15 protein-coding genes are annotated in these 14,079 nt (G+C 69.9%); 7 read left to right on the forward strand and 8 right to left on the reverse strand.

All coding sequences use genetic code 11. The features are described from left to right. The first annotated feature begins 1 nt into the window (after position 1). From thiE to ACZ6Z4_RS37470, 3 genes are read left to right on the forward strand one after another with little or no spacing between them, the layout of a single operon-like run. A complete protein-coding gene (gene thiE, locus ACZ6Z4_RS37460; protein WP_465576726.1) occupies positions 2 to 661 on the forward strand; it encodes a thiamine phosphate synthase in 660 nt (219 codons plus the stop codon). Positions 662 to 677: 16 nt separating this feature from the next. Continuing rightward, entirely contained in the window at positions 678 to 1,106 is a 429-nt protein-coding gene (locus ACZ6Z4_RS37465; RefSeq protein WP_465576729.1) for a guanyl-specific ribonuclease, read from the forward strand. Then, positions 1,103 to 1,531 (forward strand): barstar family protein, encoded by a 429-nt coding sequence (locus tag ACZ6Z4_RS37470; protein ID WP_465576732.1) that lies wholly within the window; start codon positions 1,103 to 1,105, stop codon positions 1,529 to 1,531. The genes ACZ6Z4_RS37465 and ACZ6Z4_RS37470 overlap by 4 nt, the downstream gene beginning before the upstream one ends. 35 nt (positions 1,532 to 1,566) lie before the next feature. On the opposite strand, the gene ACZ6Z4_RS37475 is transcribed toward ACZ6Z4_RS37470, so the two are convergent. The 3 genes from ACZ6Z4_RS37475 to ACZ6Z4_RS37485 are packed head-to-tail and all read right to left on the reverse strand — an operon-like array spanning position 1,567 to position 3,428. Further along, positions 1,567 to 2,271, reverse strand: coding sequence for a YqjF family protein (locus tag ACZ6Z4_RS37475; RefSeq protein WP_465576735.1), 705 nt, complete (start codon positions 2,269 to 2,271; stop codon positions 1,567 to 1,569). Positions 2,272 to 2,280: 9 nt separating this feature from the next. Next, positions 2,281 to 2,619 (reverse strand): DUF4180 domain-containing protein, encoded by a 339-nt coding sequence (locus ACZ6Z4_RS37480; RefSeq protein WP_465576738.1) that lies wholly within the window; start codon positions 2,617 to 2,619, stop codon positions 2,281 to 2,283. After that, positions 2,616 to 3,428, reverse strand: a complete 813-nt coding sequence (locus ACZ6Z4_RS37485; RefSeq protein ID WP_465576741.1) for an alpha/beta fold hydrolase — start codon at positions 3,426 to 3,428, stop codon at positions 2,616 to 2,618. The genes ACZ6Z4_RS37480 and ACZ6Z4_RS37485 overlap by 4 nt, the downstream gene beginning before the upstream one ends. Before the next feature lie 61 nt (positions 3,429 to 3,489). Here ACZ6Z4_RS37485 and ACZ6Z4_RS37490 point away from each other — a divergent pair, with 61 nt between their 5' ends. Continuing rightward, positions 3,490 to 3,912, forward strand: coding sequence for a helix-turn-helix domain-containing protein (locus ACZ6Z4_RS37490; RefSeq protein WP_465576745.1), 423 nt, complete (start codon positions 3,490 to 3,492; stop codon positions 3,910 to 3,912). 6 nt (positions 3,913 to 3,918) lie between these two features. Here the strand turns inward: ACZ6Z4_RS37490 and ACZ6Z4_RS37495 are convergent, their stop codons facing one another. Further along, complete coding sequence (locus ACZ6Z4_RS37495; protein WP_465576748.1) at positions 3,919 to 4,989, reverse strand: polyprenyl synthetase family protein; 1,071 nt, start codon at positions 4,987 to 4,989, stop codon at positions 3,919 to 3,921. A gap of 55 nt (positions 4,990 to 5,044) precedes the next feature. Between ACZ6Z4_RS37495 and metF the strand changes: the two genes are divergently transcribed. The 3 genes from metF to ACZ6Z4_RS37510 all read left to right on the forward strand — a co-directional run bounded on the left by metF (position 5,045) and on the right by ACZ6Z4_RS37510 (position 7,709). Then, positions 5,045 to 5,962 (forward strand): methylenetetrahydrofolate reductase [NAD(P)H], encoded by a 918-nt coding sequence (gene metF, locus ACZ6Z4_RS37500; protein ID WP_465576751.1) that lies wholly within the window; start codon positions 5,045 to 5,047, stop codon positions 5,960 to 5,962. Positions 5,963 to 6,016: 54 nt separating this feature from the next. Next, positions 6,017 to 6,547, forward strand: coding sequence for a SixA phosphatase family protein (locus ACZ6Z4_RS37505; RefSeq protein ID WP_465576754.1), 531 nt, complete (start codon positions 6,017 to 6,019; stop codon positions 6,545 to 6,547). 280 nt (positions 6,548 to 6,827) lie between these two features. Then, positions 6,828 to 7,709, forward strand: coding sequence for a hypothetical protein (locus ACZ6Z4_RS37510; RefSeq protein ID WP_465576759.1), 882 nt, complete (start codon positions 6,828 to 6,830; stop codon positions 7,707 to 7,709). 187 nt (positions 7,710 to 7,896) lie between these two features. On the opposite strand, the gene ACZ6Z4_RS37515 is transcribed toward ACZ6Z4_RS37510, so the two are convergent. The 4 genes from ACZ6Z4_RS37515 to ACZ6Z4_RS37530 form a co-directional block, all read right to left on the reverse strand. After that, complete coding sequence (locus ACZ6Z4_RS37515; RefSeq protein WP_465576766.1) at positions 7,897 to 9,165, reverse strand: MFS transporter; 1,269 nt, start codon at positions 9,163 to 9,165, stop codon at positions 7,897 to 7,899. A gap of 91 nt (positions 9,166 to 9,256) precedes the next feature. Further along, the gene (locus ACZ6Z4_RS37520) at positions 9,257 to 10,276 is read right to left on the reverse strand and encodes a LacI family DNA-binding transcriptional regulator (protein ID WP_465576771.1); all 1,020 of its coding nucleotides are present in this window, start codon (positions 10,274 to 10,276) and stop codon (positions 9,257 to 9,259) included. A gap of 24 nt (positions 10,277 to 10,300) precedes the next feature. Then, complete coding sequence (locus ACZ6Z4_RS37525) at positions 10,301 to 11,740, reverse strand: alpha/beta hydrolase (RefSeq protein ID WP_465576773.1); 1,440 nt, start codon at positions 11,738 to 11,740, stop codon at positions 10,301 to 10,303. A gap of 19 nt (positions 11,741 to 11,759) precedes the next feature. Next, positions 11,760 to 13,979, reverse strand: coding sequence for a HelD family protein (locus ACZ6Z4_RS37530; RefSeq protein WP_465576776.1), 2,220 nt, complete (start codon positions 13,977 to 13,979; stop codon positions 11,760 to 11,762). Positions 13,980 to 14,079: the final 100 nt, after the last annotated feature.

Raw genomic sequence — 14,079 nt, forward strand, 5'->3', positions numbered from 1 at the left:
TGTGACTGAGCACACCGCGCCACTTCGCGACCGACTCGACGCCGCCCTGCTCTACCTGTGCACCGACGCCAGAGGGAAGCAGGGCGACCTCGAACAGTTCCTCGACGCCGCGCTGAGCGGCGGTGTCGACATCGTCCAGCTCCGCCAGAAGGACCTGGAAGCGGCCGACGAGCTGGCCGCGCTGGAGGTCTTCGCCGACGCCTGCAAGCGGCACGGCAAGCTGCTCGCCGTCAACGACCGCGCTGACATCGCGTACGCCGCCGGCGCCGACGTCCTGCATCTGGGCCAGCGCGACCTGCCGGTGCCGCACGCCCGCGCGATCACCGGCCCGGAGGTGATCGTCGGCCGCTCCACGCACACCTTCAGCCAGGTCAACGCCGCCGTCACCGAGACCGGCTCGGACTACTTCTGCGTCGGCCCGACCTGGGAGACCCCGACCAAGCCCGGCCGGACCGCGGCCGGCCTCGAGCTGGTCTCGTACGCCGCCAGCCGTCAGCAGACCAAGCCGTGGTTCGCGATCGGCGGCATCGACCTCGAGCGGCTCGACGAGGTGATCGAGGCGGGCGCGCGGCGGGTGGTCGTCGTGCGGGCGATCACGCAGGCCGACGACCCGGCCGCCGCGGCCGGCGAGTTCGTCCGGCGGCTGCGGAGCGCGGGATGACCCGGAGCGCGCGCTGATGAACAACCCGAAGGTCGCGCGGATCGTCGCCGCCGTGGTGGTCGCGATGCTGGTGATCACGCTGGCCGCGTCGCTGTTCGGGTGCGGCGCGTCCGGCTCCTCGGCGTCCGGTTCGAAAGATCCGGAGAGCGGGCTCACCTTCGTCGCCGCCGCCGACCTGCCGAAGGAGGCCCGGGACACGCTCGCGCTGATCGACAAGGGCGGGCCCTTCCCGTACAGCCGCGACGGCGTCACCTTCGGGAACTTCGAGAAGATCCTGCCCAAGCAGGATCGTGGGTACTACCGCGAGTACACGGTGAAGACGCCCGGTGAGAAGGACCGCGGCGCGCGCCGGATCGTGACCGGGAAGGCCGGCGAGCGTTATTACACCGACGATCACTACGAGTCGTTCCGCCGGGTCGCGGCGGACGGGGGGACCGACGGATGACTGACCTGCGCGCTGTGCTGGACGCCGGACTGCGGCCGGGGGTGTACCGCTGGCGCTCCGCGCTCGACGCCGAGCAGATCGGGCGCGGGGTCCGGGCGGCGGGCTGGGGTTTCGTCGCGCTCGACACCACGCGGGTGCTCGACAAGGCCGGGTTCCTCGACGTCTGCGCGACGGCGTTCGACCTGCCGCGCTGGTTCGGGCGCAACTGGGACGCCCTGGCCGACTCGCTGAGCGACCGCTCGACCGGCGAGCCGGAGATCGTCCTGTGGGACGGCTGGCGCCAACTGCTCGACCACGACCACGACACGGTGGACGTCGCGCTGCAGATCTTCGCCGAGGACGCCACCGAGTCGGGCCAGCTGCGGGTGTTCCTGCGCGAGGCGGAGGACGTGCCGGACCTGGTCAGCGACCTGCCGATCGTCTAGGGCGTCCGTCCAGTCAGTCCGTCTGGCCGGTCCGGCTAGGCCGTCCGCCGGGGCAGACCGAAGTACGAGCGGACGCCGGCGCTGTGTGCGACGTGGTCCGGTGGGCGCGTGCTCAGGTCGCGCAGACCGACCGACGTGAGCAGGCTGCCGACTTCCAGGTCGAGTAGCTCGGCCGACCGGAGCTCCCACGCGGGGTGCTCGTTCGGCAGGTACCAGGTCCGGCCGGCCCGCTGGGTGTGGAGCCCCCAGCGTGCGGTGAGGAAATGCTCGAGGTCGCCGAGCTCCATTGGGGCGCCGGCGCGGGCGGTCACGCGGCTGGAGAAGCCGGCGGCTTGGGTCGTGTAGGTGTGGGTTTGATCGCGTACGGCGTACTGCATCCTCGCGAAGCGGTAGGGGAGGGCGAAGACCGTGCGGGCGATCGCCACGACGTCGAGGCGGTTCGCGTCCAGCGACAGGAAGACGACGCCGCGGCGGCCGGTCGGGTCGATCGAGTAGAGCCGGATGTTGGTTTCCAGGAAGTCGCCGACCAGCGCCGGACCGCGCGCGAACCCGGTGCGGGCCATCCGGAACGGCACCAGGCCGACGTACGCGCGGCCTTCGAAGGTGTCCGGCCGCGTGCCGGTCGGGTAGAAGCGGGCGATCGACTCCGGCTCGACCGCCCAGTGCACGAAGGTCAGGTCCAGCCACGACTGCCGCAGGATCCGCGGCCGGGGCAGCGGCGGCGCGTCAGCGGAGATCATGCCCGCAATCTAGCGCCCGGTCGCCGCCCGCTTGGTCTCCAGCGCCTCGACGTCGGCGACGAACCACAGCTGCCACCCGCGGTTGCTCTCCCGCACCCAGTCGCGGAACGGCGTACTGCTTCCCTCGTACGCCGAGACGTCGCCGACCACCGCCAGCCCCATCCCGTACTGCGCGAACTTCTGCACGATCTCGCCGGCCACCCCGCTGCTCAGCACGAAGAACCCGTCCGGCAGGTCCTCGACCCGGATCGCGACCCACGACGCGTGATGGTGGTACGACGCGTCGCCGATCAGGTCGATCGCGTCCTGCAGCGTGCCCAACGGCTGCTGGTTTACGAACACGCTCATCGCAGGAACTCCAGGACCCGCTCGGCCTGCGACGGCAGCAGGTGCCCGGCGCCCTCGACGACCACCGACCGCCCGGGCAGCCGTCGCGCCGTACCGGCCGAGTCGAGCATGTGGTCCTTGCTCCCGACGATCGCCAGCAGGTCGAGCTTCTCCAGCTGCTCGTCGGTGAAGACCGGCAGCTTCACCCGCCGCGGCTCGAAGTGCGTCTGCACGAGCAGCTGGAACGCGGCCTTGTCCCAGTCGAACCCGGCCGGCAGCGGCCCGATCACCATCGAGACCGCCTTCCGCACTCCCCAGGTCCCGAACGGCCGCACCGCGAGCGCGGGCAGCAGCGGCAGGATCTTCTGGCGGCTGAACCCGGCGGGCGCGAGCAGCGCCATCTTGAGGACTCGCCCCGGCCGACGCGTCGCGTAGTCGAGCGCGAACCAGGCGCCGAGCGACAGCGCGACGATCGAGAAGTCGTCGATGTCGAGCGCGTCGAGGACATCGTCCAGCCATTCGGCGTACGCCGGGGAGCCGATCGCCGGCCGCGGCGACGCACTCAGGCCGGGCTCGCTGATGCCGTCGATCGCGTGGACGCGGAAGCGCTCGGCCCAGGCCGGTACGTCGTACGCCCAGTCGAGCGTCGTACCGGCGGAGCCGTGCAGGAGGACCAGCGGGGGCGCGTCGGCCGGCCCGCTGGAGACGACGAAGGTCGGGCCCTGGCGGGTGTCGACGAAGCGTTGGTCGCTGGGAACCGGCCAGTCCGCCAGCTCGGCGCGGTAGCGCTCGTGCACGATGGACTGGCCGACGGAGGATCGGTAGGTCATGTACCTAAACTACCCTATGAGTACCTATTGCGGACTTTATAGGGAATTCTAAGGAATCGAGATGCGCCAGGAGTTGTACTCGGTCGAGCAGGTCGCCGAGCAGTTGGGGCTGCACGTGCGGACGATCCGCAACTACGTGCGCGACGGCAAGCTGAAGGCGACCCGGATCGGCAAGCAGTACCGGATCACCCGCGAGGACCTCGAGGAGTTCACCGGGACGCCGGTCGCCGCAGCGTCCGGGCAGATCGCGTCGCGGCACGCCGAGGTGTCGAGCATCGTCCAGATCGAGGGCGTCGACCGGCCCGCGGCCGACCGGATCTCGACGTACGTGACCGCGTCGATCAACCAGGGCGGCATCGGCCGGCTCCGGGTCGAGGTCGCCTACGACGAGAGTCGCGGCGTACTGAAGGTGATCGTGCTCGGCGACCTCGACGTGACCGCCGACCTGCTGCGGCTGATCGACATGATCGTCACGACGTCCTAGGAATGCTCAGAGATGCCGGGACGTCGCTGCGATCGCGAGGTCGGCGAGGGCCTTGCGGGAGGTCTCGTCCTGGATGGGGGAGCGGTCGAGGGCTTCCATCGCCTCGGCGGTGCGCTCGCTGATCAGGTCCTCGCAGGCCTGCACCGACCGGCTGTCCTGGAGGATCTCGCGGAGCAGCTGGATCTCGTCGTCGTCCAGGTCCGGCCGCCCGAACAGCCGCTCGAACTCGGCCAGCTGCACCGGCGACGCGTGGTCGACCGCGTGCGCGACCAGCACGGTCCGCTTGCCCTCGCGCAGATCGTCCCCGGCCGGCTTGCCGGTGACGGTCGGGTCGCCGAACACCCCGAGCAGGTCGTCGCGCAGCTGGAACGCCTCACCCAGCGGCAGCCCGTACGCCGACAGCGAGTCGATCAGGTGCTGGTCCGCGCCACCGAGCGCGGCGCCCACGTGCAGCGGCCGCTCGACCGTGTACGTCGCCGCCTTGTACCGCAGTACGCGCAGGGCGAGATCGAGGTCCGACGCGCCACTGGCTTGCGCGACCAGGTCGAGGTACTGACCGGCGGTCACCTCGACCCGGACCGCGTCGAAGAACTTCGACGCCCGGGCCAGCGCGGACGCGTCGAAACCGGAGGTGTGCAGCATCTCGTCGGCCCAGATCAGGCACAGGTCGCCGAGCAGGATCGCCGCGCCGATCCCGAAGGTGACCGGGTCGCCGCCGACGCCGCTGGCCTCGGCCCGGGCCCGCTGCAGCGCCTCGAACCGCTTGTGCGCGGCCGGTGCGCCGCGGCGGGTGTCGGACGAGTCCATCACGTCGTCGTGCACCAGGGCGCTGACGTGCAGCATCTCCAGGCTGGCGGCGGCGGAGAGGATCGGCCGCTCCGGGTCGCCGCCGGCGGCCCGGAACCCCCAGTAGCAGAACGACGGCCGCAGCCGCTTGCCGCCACTGGTCGCGTCCCGCGCGGCCTGGACCTGCTCGGCCAGCTCGGGGCCGAGCTCGGCCAGCCGCTGCTCCTGGATGTCGAGGAACGCGGTCAGCGTGCGCTGGATCTCGGTCGGGATGTCTGCGTCGGCATGCACGTCTCGGAGGGTAGTCCAGCGCCTGCGTGACGCCACGCCCCGGTAGGCTTGGAGGATGGCCAACGGTTACCCCTCGACGCTTCCCGGCAGCACGCCGACGATCCGCGAACTGCTCGCGACGGGCGCCCGTTCCTTCTCGTTCGAGTTCTTCCCACCGAAGACTCCGGAGGCGGAGGAGGTGCTGTGGCACTCGATCCGCGAGATCGAGAAGCTGCGGCCGTCGTTCGTCTCGATCACGTACGGCGCCGGCGGCACGACCCGCGACGGCACGATCCGCGTCACCGAGCGGGTCGCGCAGGACACCTCGCTGACTCCGCTCGGGCACCTGACCGCCGTCGCGCACTCGCGCGACGAGCTCCGCTCGGTGATCGGCGCGTACGCCGGCGCCGGGATCCGGAACGTGCTGGCCCTGCGCGGCGACCCCCAGGGCGGCCCGCGGCAGCCGTGGGTCGCGCACCCCGAGGGCCTGAACCACGCGATCGAGCTGGTCGAGCTGGTCCGTTCACTGGGCGACTTCTGCGTCGGCGTCGCGGCGTTCCCGGACAAGCACCCCGAGGCCGCCGACCTCGACTTCGACGCGCGGGTTCTGGCCGAGAAGGCGAAGGCCGGCGCCGACTACGCGATCACCCAGATGTTCTTCGGCGCCGACGACTACTTCCAGCTGGTCGAGCGCGCTTCGGCGCTGGGCTGCGACATCCCGATCCTGCCCGGCATCATGCCGGTCACCAACATCAAGCAGATCCACCGCATGGCGGAGCTGACCGGCATGGCGCTGCCTTCGTCGGTCACTGACCGCCTGCACGCCGTCGAGGACGAGCCTGCGGATGTCCGCGCGGTCGGCATCGAGATCGCCAGCGAACTGTGCGAGAAGCTCCTCGAGGGTGGTGCGCCGGGCATCCACTTCATCACCCTGAACCGCTCGACCGCGACCCGCCAGGTCTTCCTCAACCTCCAGGGCACGACGGTCAGCTGACCCGGGCACTCCGGTTGGCTGACCGCGCCCGCTCCGCCGGGCTAGGGTTTGCAGATGGCTGACCCGAGTGACCTGGTGATCGACCGCACGCTGGTACTCCTACGGCACGCAAAAGCCGTGCCACCGGAGACCGTGTCCGACATCGACCGCCCCCTGGCCCCCCGAGGCCGCGCCGACGCCGCCGCGGCCGGCCGGTATTTGGTTGCCCAAGGCATCGAAGCCGACCTGGTCCTGTGCTCCCCGTCGATCCGCACCAAGGAAACCTGGGAGTACGCCGCCCAGGCCGGCGCCACCACCACCGACCTCTGGTTCGACCGCCGCATCTACAACGCCGACACCGACGGCCTCCTCGACGTCGTCCAGGAAGCCCTCCCGGAAGCCCGCACGGTCATCCTCATCGGCCATGCTCCCGGCATCCCCTGGCTCGCCGACGAACTGGCCCTCGCCGGCACCAGCCCCGAACGCGTCGAGCTCACCAAGAAATACCCCACCAGCGGCCTCACGATCCTGCACCACACCACCGCGTGGTCCGACCTGGCCCCGGACGACTGCGACCTGGTCTCCTACGTCATCCCACGGGGATAGAACAGAAGAACAGAAGAACAGAAGAACAGAAGAACAGAAGAACAGAAGAACAGAAGAACAGAAGAACAGAAGAACAGAAGAACAGAAGAACAGAAGAATTATATATTTTGACACATGGCTTCTGCTGCTTGTTTAGCTGAGGTTCGTGTGACCTCTATCTCGCGGGCGTCGATGCCCTGCGCTTCGCCGCTGGAGCTGCGCTCTCTCGGTTGCGCTCATCCTCCGGTTTGGTGATCGGGTTGGTGCGGCAACTGTCGGCCGCGGGTGGTAGACCTTCCCTGTGAGTGATCAGGTTTCGTTGCGTTACACCCCTCTCGGTCAGATCCACCTGACAATCGGCGATCCACATCTACATCAAGGGGTGGGTTGCCATCGCCTGAGCTTCGACTTGAAGGCGACGTCCACGTGGCTCGATCCAGATGCTCCACGTGATAGTGCGCAGACATTGCTGACCGGCGATGTGTGGATGGAGCAACCGGGGTACAGGTTCATTGCCGCGCTGCAACCGGTGGTACTGGATCTCCGAGGGTTCATGACTTCGGACAACCTTTCGGTCGATCTGTCCGACGACCAACTCGTGGCCATTGAGCGGGCGAGGGGCGAGGATGACGTAGCGCTTCGGGTCAAGCTGAAAGCTGTTCTCCTGAGCCCGTCGGACAGCGTTCATCCGGTCACCGAGGAGGAGTTGCCCGTTCGCATTCATCGAACTCGATGGACCGACCTTCTCGACAGCACCGGCGCAGAGGTTGGTGTTGTCGTCCGATTGACGATGCCGCTTCACGTGTCCACACAGTTCCGTGGAAGCAACGATGAGTCCAGCTCCTTGGCCCGCGCTACCCAACGAGTCGCCGAGGCGAGAACGCAGCTACGCGATCATCAGTGGGAGCAGTGCGTGGTCACCTGTCGTCGGGTGCTTGAGCAGATCCAACGGCTGGCAAACATGCCAAGCGCGAAGTCTGTTGCGGCTGTTCCTGCCAGCAGTCGATCTCCTGAGCAGCGCTGGGCCGCCATCTACTGGGACCTGTTGAGCTTGGCAAATGCCTCCCATCACGACGACCCGAACACCGCCGGACTGGTGTGGACGCGCCACGACGCGGAGGCTGCGCTTCTCGCGACGGCAGGACTGCTCAAGCGCTACACCGCATCCGATCAAGAGTCCTGATGCCGATCCTCATCCTGGGTTCCGGGAGTTGAGAGATACAGGACTCGACGCCAAGCTTCGAGCAAAGACGCCAAGCTTCGAGCAAACGAGTAGGTGGAAGGCGTCCTGTAGGAGGTCGGCAGATCCTCGACTCGAGTCTCATGAGACCGGGTTGCGTGCGCCTGCACCGCCGGCACGCCGGTCGCTTTCACCGATCACGGAGTCGATCAGCAGCGGATCGGCTTATCAGGGCCAGGCCGAGGGTGGCCAGGAGGGCGAAGGCTGCGGGGAAGAGGAAGACGTGGGGGAGGCCGACTGCTGCGGCGCCGAGGCCGCCGGTGGCTCCGCCGAGGGCTGAGCTGACGGCGGTGGAGCTGAGGAAGATCGCCGAGGCGGTCGCCACGGCGCCGGGGAGCAGGTTCTGGGCGACGATGATGCCGAGGGCCGCGAAGATGCCCCAGACGCCGCCCATCAGGGTCTGGCCGGCGAAGAGGCCGGCGGCGGTGCCGGTCAGGGCGAAGCAGAGGTTGGCGGCGACACCGAAAGCGGCGCCGAGGACCATCAGCGGCAGCATTCCGATCCGGCGGGCGGCGAGGACCGCCAAGGGCATCAGGGCCAGTTCGACCAAGGGCTGGATGCCGATCACGGCGCCGCTGAGCCCGGCGGGGAAGTGCAGTTTGTCGGTCATGTAGATCGGCAGGTAGGCGTACTTGATCGACTCACCGGCGTACACGAGGACGTAGAGGCCGGTGAACGCGAGCAGGGGGAGCATCGTCGGGAGACTCGGACGTCGGTGCGGTTCGGTCGTGCGGTCCGCTGGGGCGGCGGCCGGGGTTCGGAGGAAGCCGAGCGGGACGATCTGCGCGAGCGTGGCGACAGCGGTTGCGAACAGCATCACGCGGAGAGAGGTGTGTGCGGCCAGGAAGGCGCCCGCGACCGGGCCGACGACCCAGCCCGCGGTGAGCGCCATCCGGATGATCGAGACGACGCTGTCGTCGTACGGCGTCGGGTGCGCCCGGGTCTCGTCGTGGATAGCGGCGAACAGCTGCGAGATCGCGGCGCCGCCGAACGCGCCGACCACGGCGCTGATCGCGAACGGCATCCAGAGCTGGGTGGAGAACGCGACGGCGGTCCAGCTGAGGAAGCCGACGACGGCGCAGATCCGGAACAGCCCGAGGCGGCTGCCGGTGCGGTCGGAACGGGCGCCGACGAGGTAGCCGGCGATCGGCGCGGTGAGGTTCGTCAGGTAGAACAGGCCGGCGACCGTCAGGGAGGCGCCGAGGTCCTTGACCAGGAACGAGGCGATCTGCGGTGCGGCGGCGGAGAAGCCGAGCCCGGAGAGGAACATCGCGAGGGTGGCGCCGCGGTAGAGCGGGGTACGCGCGGTCAACCGGAGCGCGGAGACCTGCGGCTCGGCAGCACCTGGTACGTCGGCTGCCGGTGCCTCGGTGGCCGGGGCCGGTTCGGGCAGCGTCATGGTGGAGCCTCCGCGAGGGCGTGGTGACGGATTCGGGCGGCTCGAACCGTAGGGGTGAGAGCGCTTTCAGCACCAGCAACGCGGGAAGAGGTCAGCAGCGTTCCGTCGTACTGCCGCGCAGGACCAGCTCGACCGGGAATCGCTCGCGATGACCGGCGCGGATCGAGTCGCTCAGCAGCAACCGGGTCGCTGCCGCGGCCATCTCCTCGACCGGCATCCGCACGGTGCTGAGCGGCGGGTTCGAGCAGACCGCGGCGATGCTGTCGTCGAACCCGATCACGCTCACGTCGTACGGGACGCTGCGGCCGGTCTCGGTGATCGCCTGGACGGCTCCTGCGGCTGTCAGGTCGCAGGCCACGAACAGGGCGTCGAGGTCGGGGTACCGCTCGAGCAGTTCGTGCGCGGCGCGGTGGCCGGCCTCGCGAGTGAAGCCACCGGCGACGCTGAGGTCGTCGAGCCCGAGCTCCGCGACGGCCCTCAGGTATCCCGCGCGGCGGTCGACACCGCAGGAGACGCCGTCCGGACCAGGGATCTCGGCGATCCGCCGGCGGCCGAGCCGGTGCAGGTACTTCACTGCGGCGTACGCGCCGTCCAGGTTCTCGGCCTCGATCGCCGCCACGGATCTCGCGGTCGCGACCAGCGACACGACCCGGCGGCACTGCTGCTGCAACCGTACGGCGAGGGCCGGCGAGCCGTCGGCGAGGACGATGCCGACCGACGCACGCCGCGCGATCCGGTCGACCGTCTCCTCCGGAGCGTCCGGAGTCACCGCGTGCACACGCAGTTGCACGTCCCGGCCGGTGAGCGCGCCCATGACGCCGGCCAGCACGCGGCTGTAGTACGGATGCGTGCCGAGCTGGCCGACGCCGGCCGGGTCCGGGGTCGCCGCGACGACGTCGACGGCGGACTGCCGGCCCCGAGCCAGCGCGCGGGCAGTCTCGTCCGGTACGTAGCCCAGTTCGGCGATGACGTCACGGACGCGCTGCCGCACCGCGCCGGTCACGCCCGGCACGTCGTTCACCACCCGGGAGACGGTCGCCCGCGAAACTCCTGCTGCCCGCGCGATGTCGTCGAGCGTCGGCTTCACGTTGCCTGCCTCCCTGAATGCCACGGATCAGCAGACCGTACAACCCCGTCATTCCGCCGGGGCAGGTGCCGGGCACATCCCGTCCGGTGGGAGCTCGCCGGTCAGCAGGTACTGCTCGGCTCGCTTGTCGATGCACGGGTTCTTCTCGAACAAGTACGACGCGTGGTTGCCGCCGCCGGCTACCAGGAGGCGAGAGCCTTTCAGCGCCTGGCGCATGCGGAGCGCGCCGATGGCTGGGGTGGCCGCGTCGGTTTTGCCCTGGAGGAGCAGGATCGGGGGGACGTCGACCGAGCCGATGCGGATCTCGCGGGCGGGGGCGACGGGCCAGAACGCGCAGGGCGCGCCGTACCAGGTGTTGAGCCAGGCGAACAGGGGAGCGGCGGCGTTCGAGGCTGTGGTGTCGTTGTGCCACTGGCGCCAGTTGCGGGGCCAGCCTCGGTCCATGCAGTTGTAGGCGAGTTGGCCTACGTCGACTGATTGGGACGCGAGCTGGTCGGTTGCTGCTAGCAAGGATTCTGGGTTGCCGGAGCGGTAGTCGGCGACGGCTTGCATGATGCCGTCCCAGGAGTCGTCGATGTACATGCTGGAGGCGAGCAGGTCGTCCAGTTCGGCGCCGCCTGCGCGGCCGTCGGCGGGCTTCTTGGTGAGCTTGCGGTGGACGTCGTCGAAGGCCTTGGCGACCGCGAGCCGCGTCCGACCCAAGTGGTACTTGCTGTCCCGCGCCGCCGTCCACGTAAACAGCGCCTGCGCGCGCTTCTGCAGCGCCGGGTTCTGCTCGTACGCCGTACGGTAGGTGCTGACCATTGGGTCGACGATGCTGTCCAGGATCATCCGCCCGGTGTGCTGCGGGAACAGCGTCGCGTACGTCGCGCCGAGCTTGGTGCCGTACGAGTAGCCGAGGTAGTCGATCTTGTCGCGGCCGAGGGCGATCCGGATCCGGTCCATGTCGCGGGCGGCGTTCTCGGTGGTGATGTACGGGAGCAGGTCCTTGGCCTTGTCCCCACAGCGGGAAGCGACCTGCTGGGCCAGGGAGATCCGCGTCTGCTCCTGCGCAGCGTTCGCCGGCCGGTAGGGGAGTGCGGGGTGCGGAGTCAGGTCCGACAGGTCGCCGCAGTCGACGGGACTGCTCATCCCGACGCCGCGCGGGTCGAAGCTGAACACGGCGTACTGCTCGGCCACCGCTTCCGGGAGATTCGCGGAGACCATCTGCTCGGTCCCGAGCCCCGACGCTCCCGGGCCGCCCGGGTTCACCAGCATGAAGTGCTTCGCGCTCAGGCTGCCGATCGCCGACAGCGTCAGCGTGATCTGCTTCCCGGTCGGCTTCGCGTAGTCCAGCGGTACCTGAAGCTTGCTACAGGCAACTTGTCGCGGGACGCCCTCGGGGCACTCACCCCACTTCAGCGTCGTCGCGGTCGCCGGGCCGGACAGCCCGGCGACCAGTGCGGTCAGAGACGCAACAGTGACGACGATCGCCACGGCCTTCTTCAAGCGCCCGACTACCTTCCGTTCAGGAGGCGCGGGCGGGCAGCCAGTGGGTGGTGCTGTTGACGGTGATCATCCGCTGGGTGGCACGGGTCAGTACGACGTACAGCGCGCGGACACCCCCGAGGGTATCGCTCACGATCCGGTCCGGTTCGACCACCACCACCGCGTCGTACTCGAGACCCTTGGACTCCAGTGGGGTGAGCGCCGCGATCCGGGGATCGTTGAGCTCGGCAAGTACCGCGTCGACGGCCGGGCGGAGCTTCGGCGGCACGATGACGCCGACGGTTCCCTCGACCAGGTCGAGCAACTCGGCGGCTGCGTCGGCCGAGGCCTCGGCGACCTTGCCGGCGTCGAAGATCCGGTGCTCGGGCTCCACACCGGTACGCCGTACGGCGTCCGGCAGGTCGGCGTCCGGGATCTGTTGCCGGATCACCTCACCGGCGAACGCGTAGATCTCGGCGGAGTTCCGGTAGTTGGTGGAGAGCCGGAACGTGTGCCGCTGCAGGTGCGACAGCATCGTCTCCATCGCGGTCCGGGCCTCGTCCGGGTCCGGCCAGGAGCTCTGCGCCGGGTCGCCGACGATCGTCCAGCTCGCCTGCGGTCCGCGCCGGGTGACCATCCGCCACTGCATCGGCGACAGGTCCTGGGCCTCGTCGACGAGCACGTGCGCGTACTCCTCGGGCTCGTCGGCCTCGGCCGCCGCGATCGCGCGGGCGCGCCGCTCCGACGTGGTGAGCACCTCGTTGACGCCGTCCGACAGGCCTTCCAGCCAGTCGAACTCCTCGTCCTTGCCCGCCTCGGCGACCGGCGCGCGGCCGAGCAGGTGGGTGAGCTCGTCGAGCAGCGCGACGTCGGCGACGGTGACCTCGTCGGTGCCGGCGATCCCGGCCGCGAGCGTCTCGATCTCGGCCGGGGTCAGGTCGTGCCGCGCCCAGCGGGTCAGCCGGCGCGCGTCGCCGAGCCAGCGCAGTACGGTCTGCGGCGTCAGCACCGGCCACCAGGCCGCGAAGAACGTCCGGTACGCCGGGAGGTCGGTGACCTGGTCGCCGAACGACTCGCGGTCGGCGTACAGGCCGCTGCGCAGGTCCTCGGGGAAGCGGCTCCACAGCGCGGCGACGAGACCCTTGCGGGCCTCGGGCGCGGCGCGGTTGCGCGGCGTCCGGCGGAGCGCGTTGCGGCGGACGTTGTCGAGCTGGTTCGCGTCCAGCTCGACGGTGCCGCCGCCGACGAACACGCGCAGCGTCGTCGGTGCGTTCGGCACCCGGTCCCGGGCCGCCCGCGAGAGCAGCCCCTGCATCCGCAGCGAGCCCTTGATCGCGGCCACGTCGGCCTCGTCGATCGCGGTCGCCCGGACGCCGTCGACGAGCTCGCCGACCGCGCGCAGGGAGACCGTGTTCTCGCCGAGGCTGGGCAGCACCCGCTCGATGTAGGCCATGAACGCCGCCGACGGCCCGACCACGAGCACGCCGCCGCGCTCGAAGCGGCGCCGGTCGGAGTACAGCAGGTACGCCGCCCGGTGCAGCGCGACGACGGTCTTGCCGGTGCCCGGCCCGCCGCCGATCACGGTGACGCCGCGGGCAGGAGCGCGGATCGCCTGGTCCTGCTCGGCCTGGATGGTCGCGACGATGTCGCGCATCGTGTGCCCGCGGGCGCGCGACAGCGACGCCATCAGCGCGCCCTCGCCCATCACCGGCAGGTCCTCCGGCGCGCGGTCGGGGGCGAGCAGGTCGTCCTCGATGCCGATGATCTTGGCGCCCTTGTTGCGCAGCACGCGGCGCCGGACCACCTTCAGGCGATCGGTCGAGGTGGCGCGGTAGAACGGCTCGGCGGCCGGGGCGCGCCAGTCGATCACCAGCGGTTCGTACTCGGCGTCGCGGACGCCGATCCGGCCGACGTACAGGTGCTCCAGGTCGGCCGCGCGCTCGGCGGCCGGCTGGTCGTCGCCGCCGTCGGAGTCGAGCCGGCCGAACACCAGGCCCTCGTGCTCGGCGTCCAGCTCGGCGATCCGCCGGGCCGCCGCGAAGACCAGGACGTCGCGCTCGTACAGCCCGGTCTGCTCCTCCTCGCGGACCCGGCCGACGTTCTGCGCCTGGGCCCGCTGGTGACCCTCGACCGCGATCCGGGACGCCGACGCCGAGGCGGCCTCGACCCGGTCGTAGACCCGGTCGACGTGCTGTTGCTCGGCCTCCAGCTCAGCCCTCTCGACCGACTCGGGATCGGGTGACGTGGGGGTTTGGTCCACCGGGGTCCTCTCTACTGCCGGGGCAGCTACCCCCGACACGGAACACATGAACGATCAATCTTAGTGCGCGGATCCGGACGACCCCAGGGGAGGTCTCAGG

It is taken from the genome of Kribbella sp. NPDC104740, assembly GCF_055583505.1.

Excerpts from the sequence above, each read along its gene's own strand:
- ACZ6Z4_RS37475 (WP_465576735.1), bottom strand. The coding sequence starts at position 2,271 with ATGATCTCCGCTGACGCGCCGCCGCTGCCCCGGCCGCGGATCCTGCGG.
- ACZ6Z4_RS37480 (WP_465576738.1), bottom strand. The coding sequence starts at position 2,619 with ATGAGCGTGTTCGTAAACCAGCAGCCGTTGGGCACGCTGCAGGACGCG.
- ACZ6Z4_RS37465 (WP_465576729.1), top strand. The coding sequence starts at position 678 with ATGAACAACCCGAAGGTCGCGCGGATCGTCGCCGCCGTGGTGGTCGCG.
- ACZ6Z4_RS37485 (WP_465576741.1), bottom strand. The coding sequence starts at position 3,428 with ATGACCTACCGATCCTCCGTCGGCCAGTCCATCGTGCACGAGCGCTAC.
- ACZ6Z4_RS37490 (WP_465576745.1), top strand. The coding sequence starts at position 3,490 with ATGCGCCAGGAGTTGTACTCGGTCGAGCAGGTCGCCGAGCAGTTGGGG.
- ACZ6Z4_RS37515 (WP_465576766.1), bottom strand. The coding sequence starts at position 9,165 with ATGACGCTGCCCGAACCGGCCCCGGCCACCGAGGCACCGGCAGCCGAC.
- ACZ6Z4_RS37470 (WP_465576732.1), top strand. The coding sequence starts at position 1,103 with ATGACTGACCTGCGCGCTGTGCTGGACGCCGGACTGCGGCCGGGGGTG.
- metF (WP_465576751.1), top strand. The coding sequence starts at position 5,045 with ATGGCCAACGGTTACCCCTCGACGCTTCCCGGCAGCACGCCGACGATC.
- ACZ6Z4_RS37505 (WP_465576754.1), top strand. The coding sequence starts at position 6,017 with ATGGCTGACCCGAGTGACCTGGTGATCGACCGCACGCTGGTACTCCTA.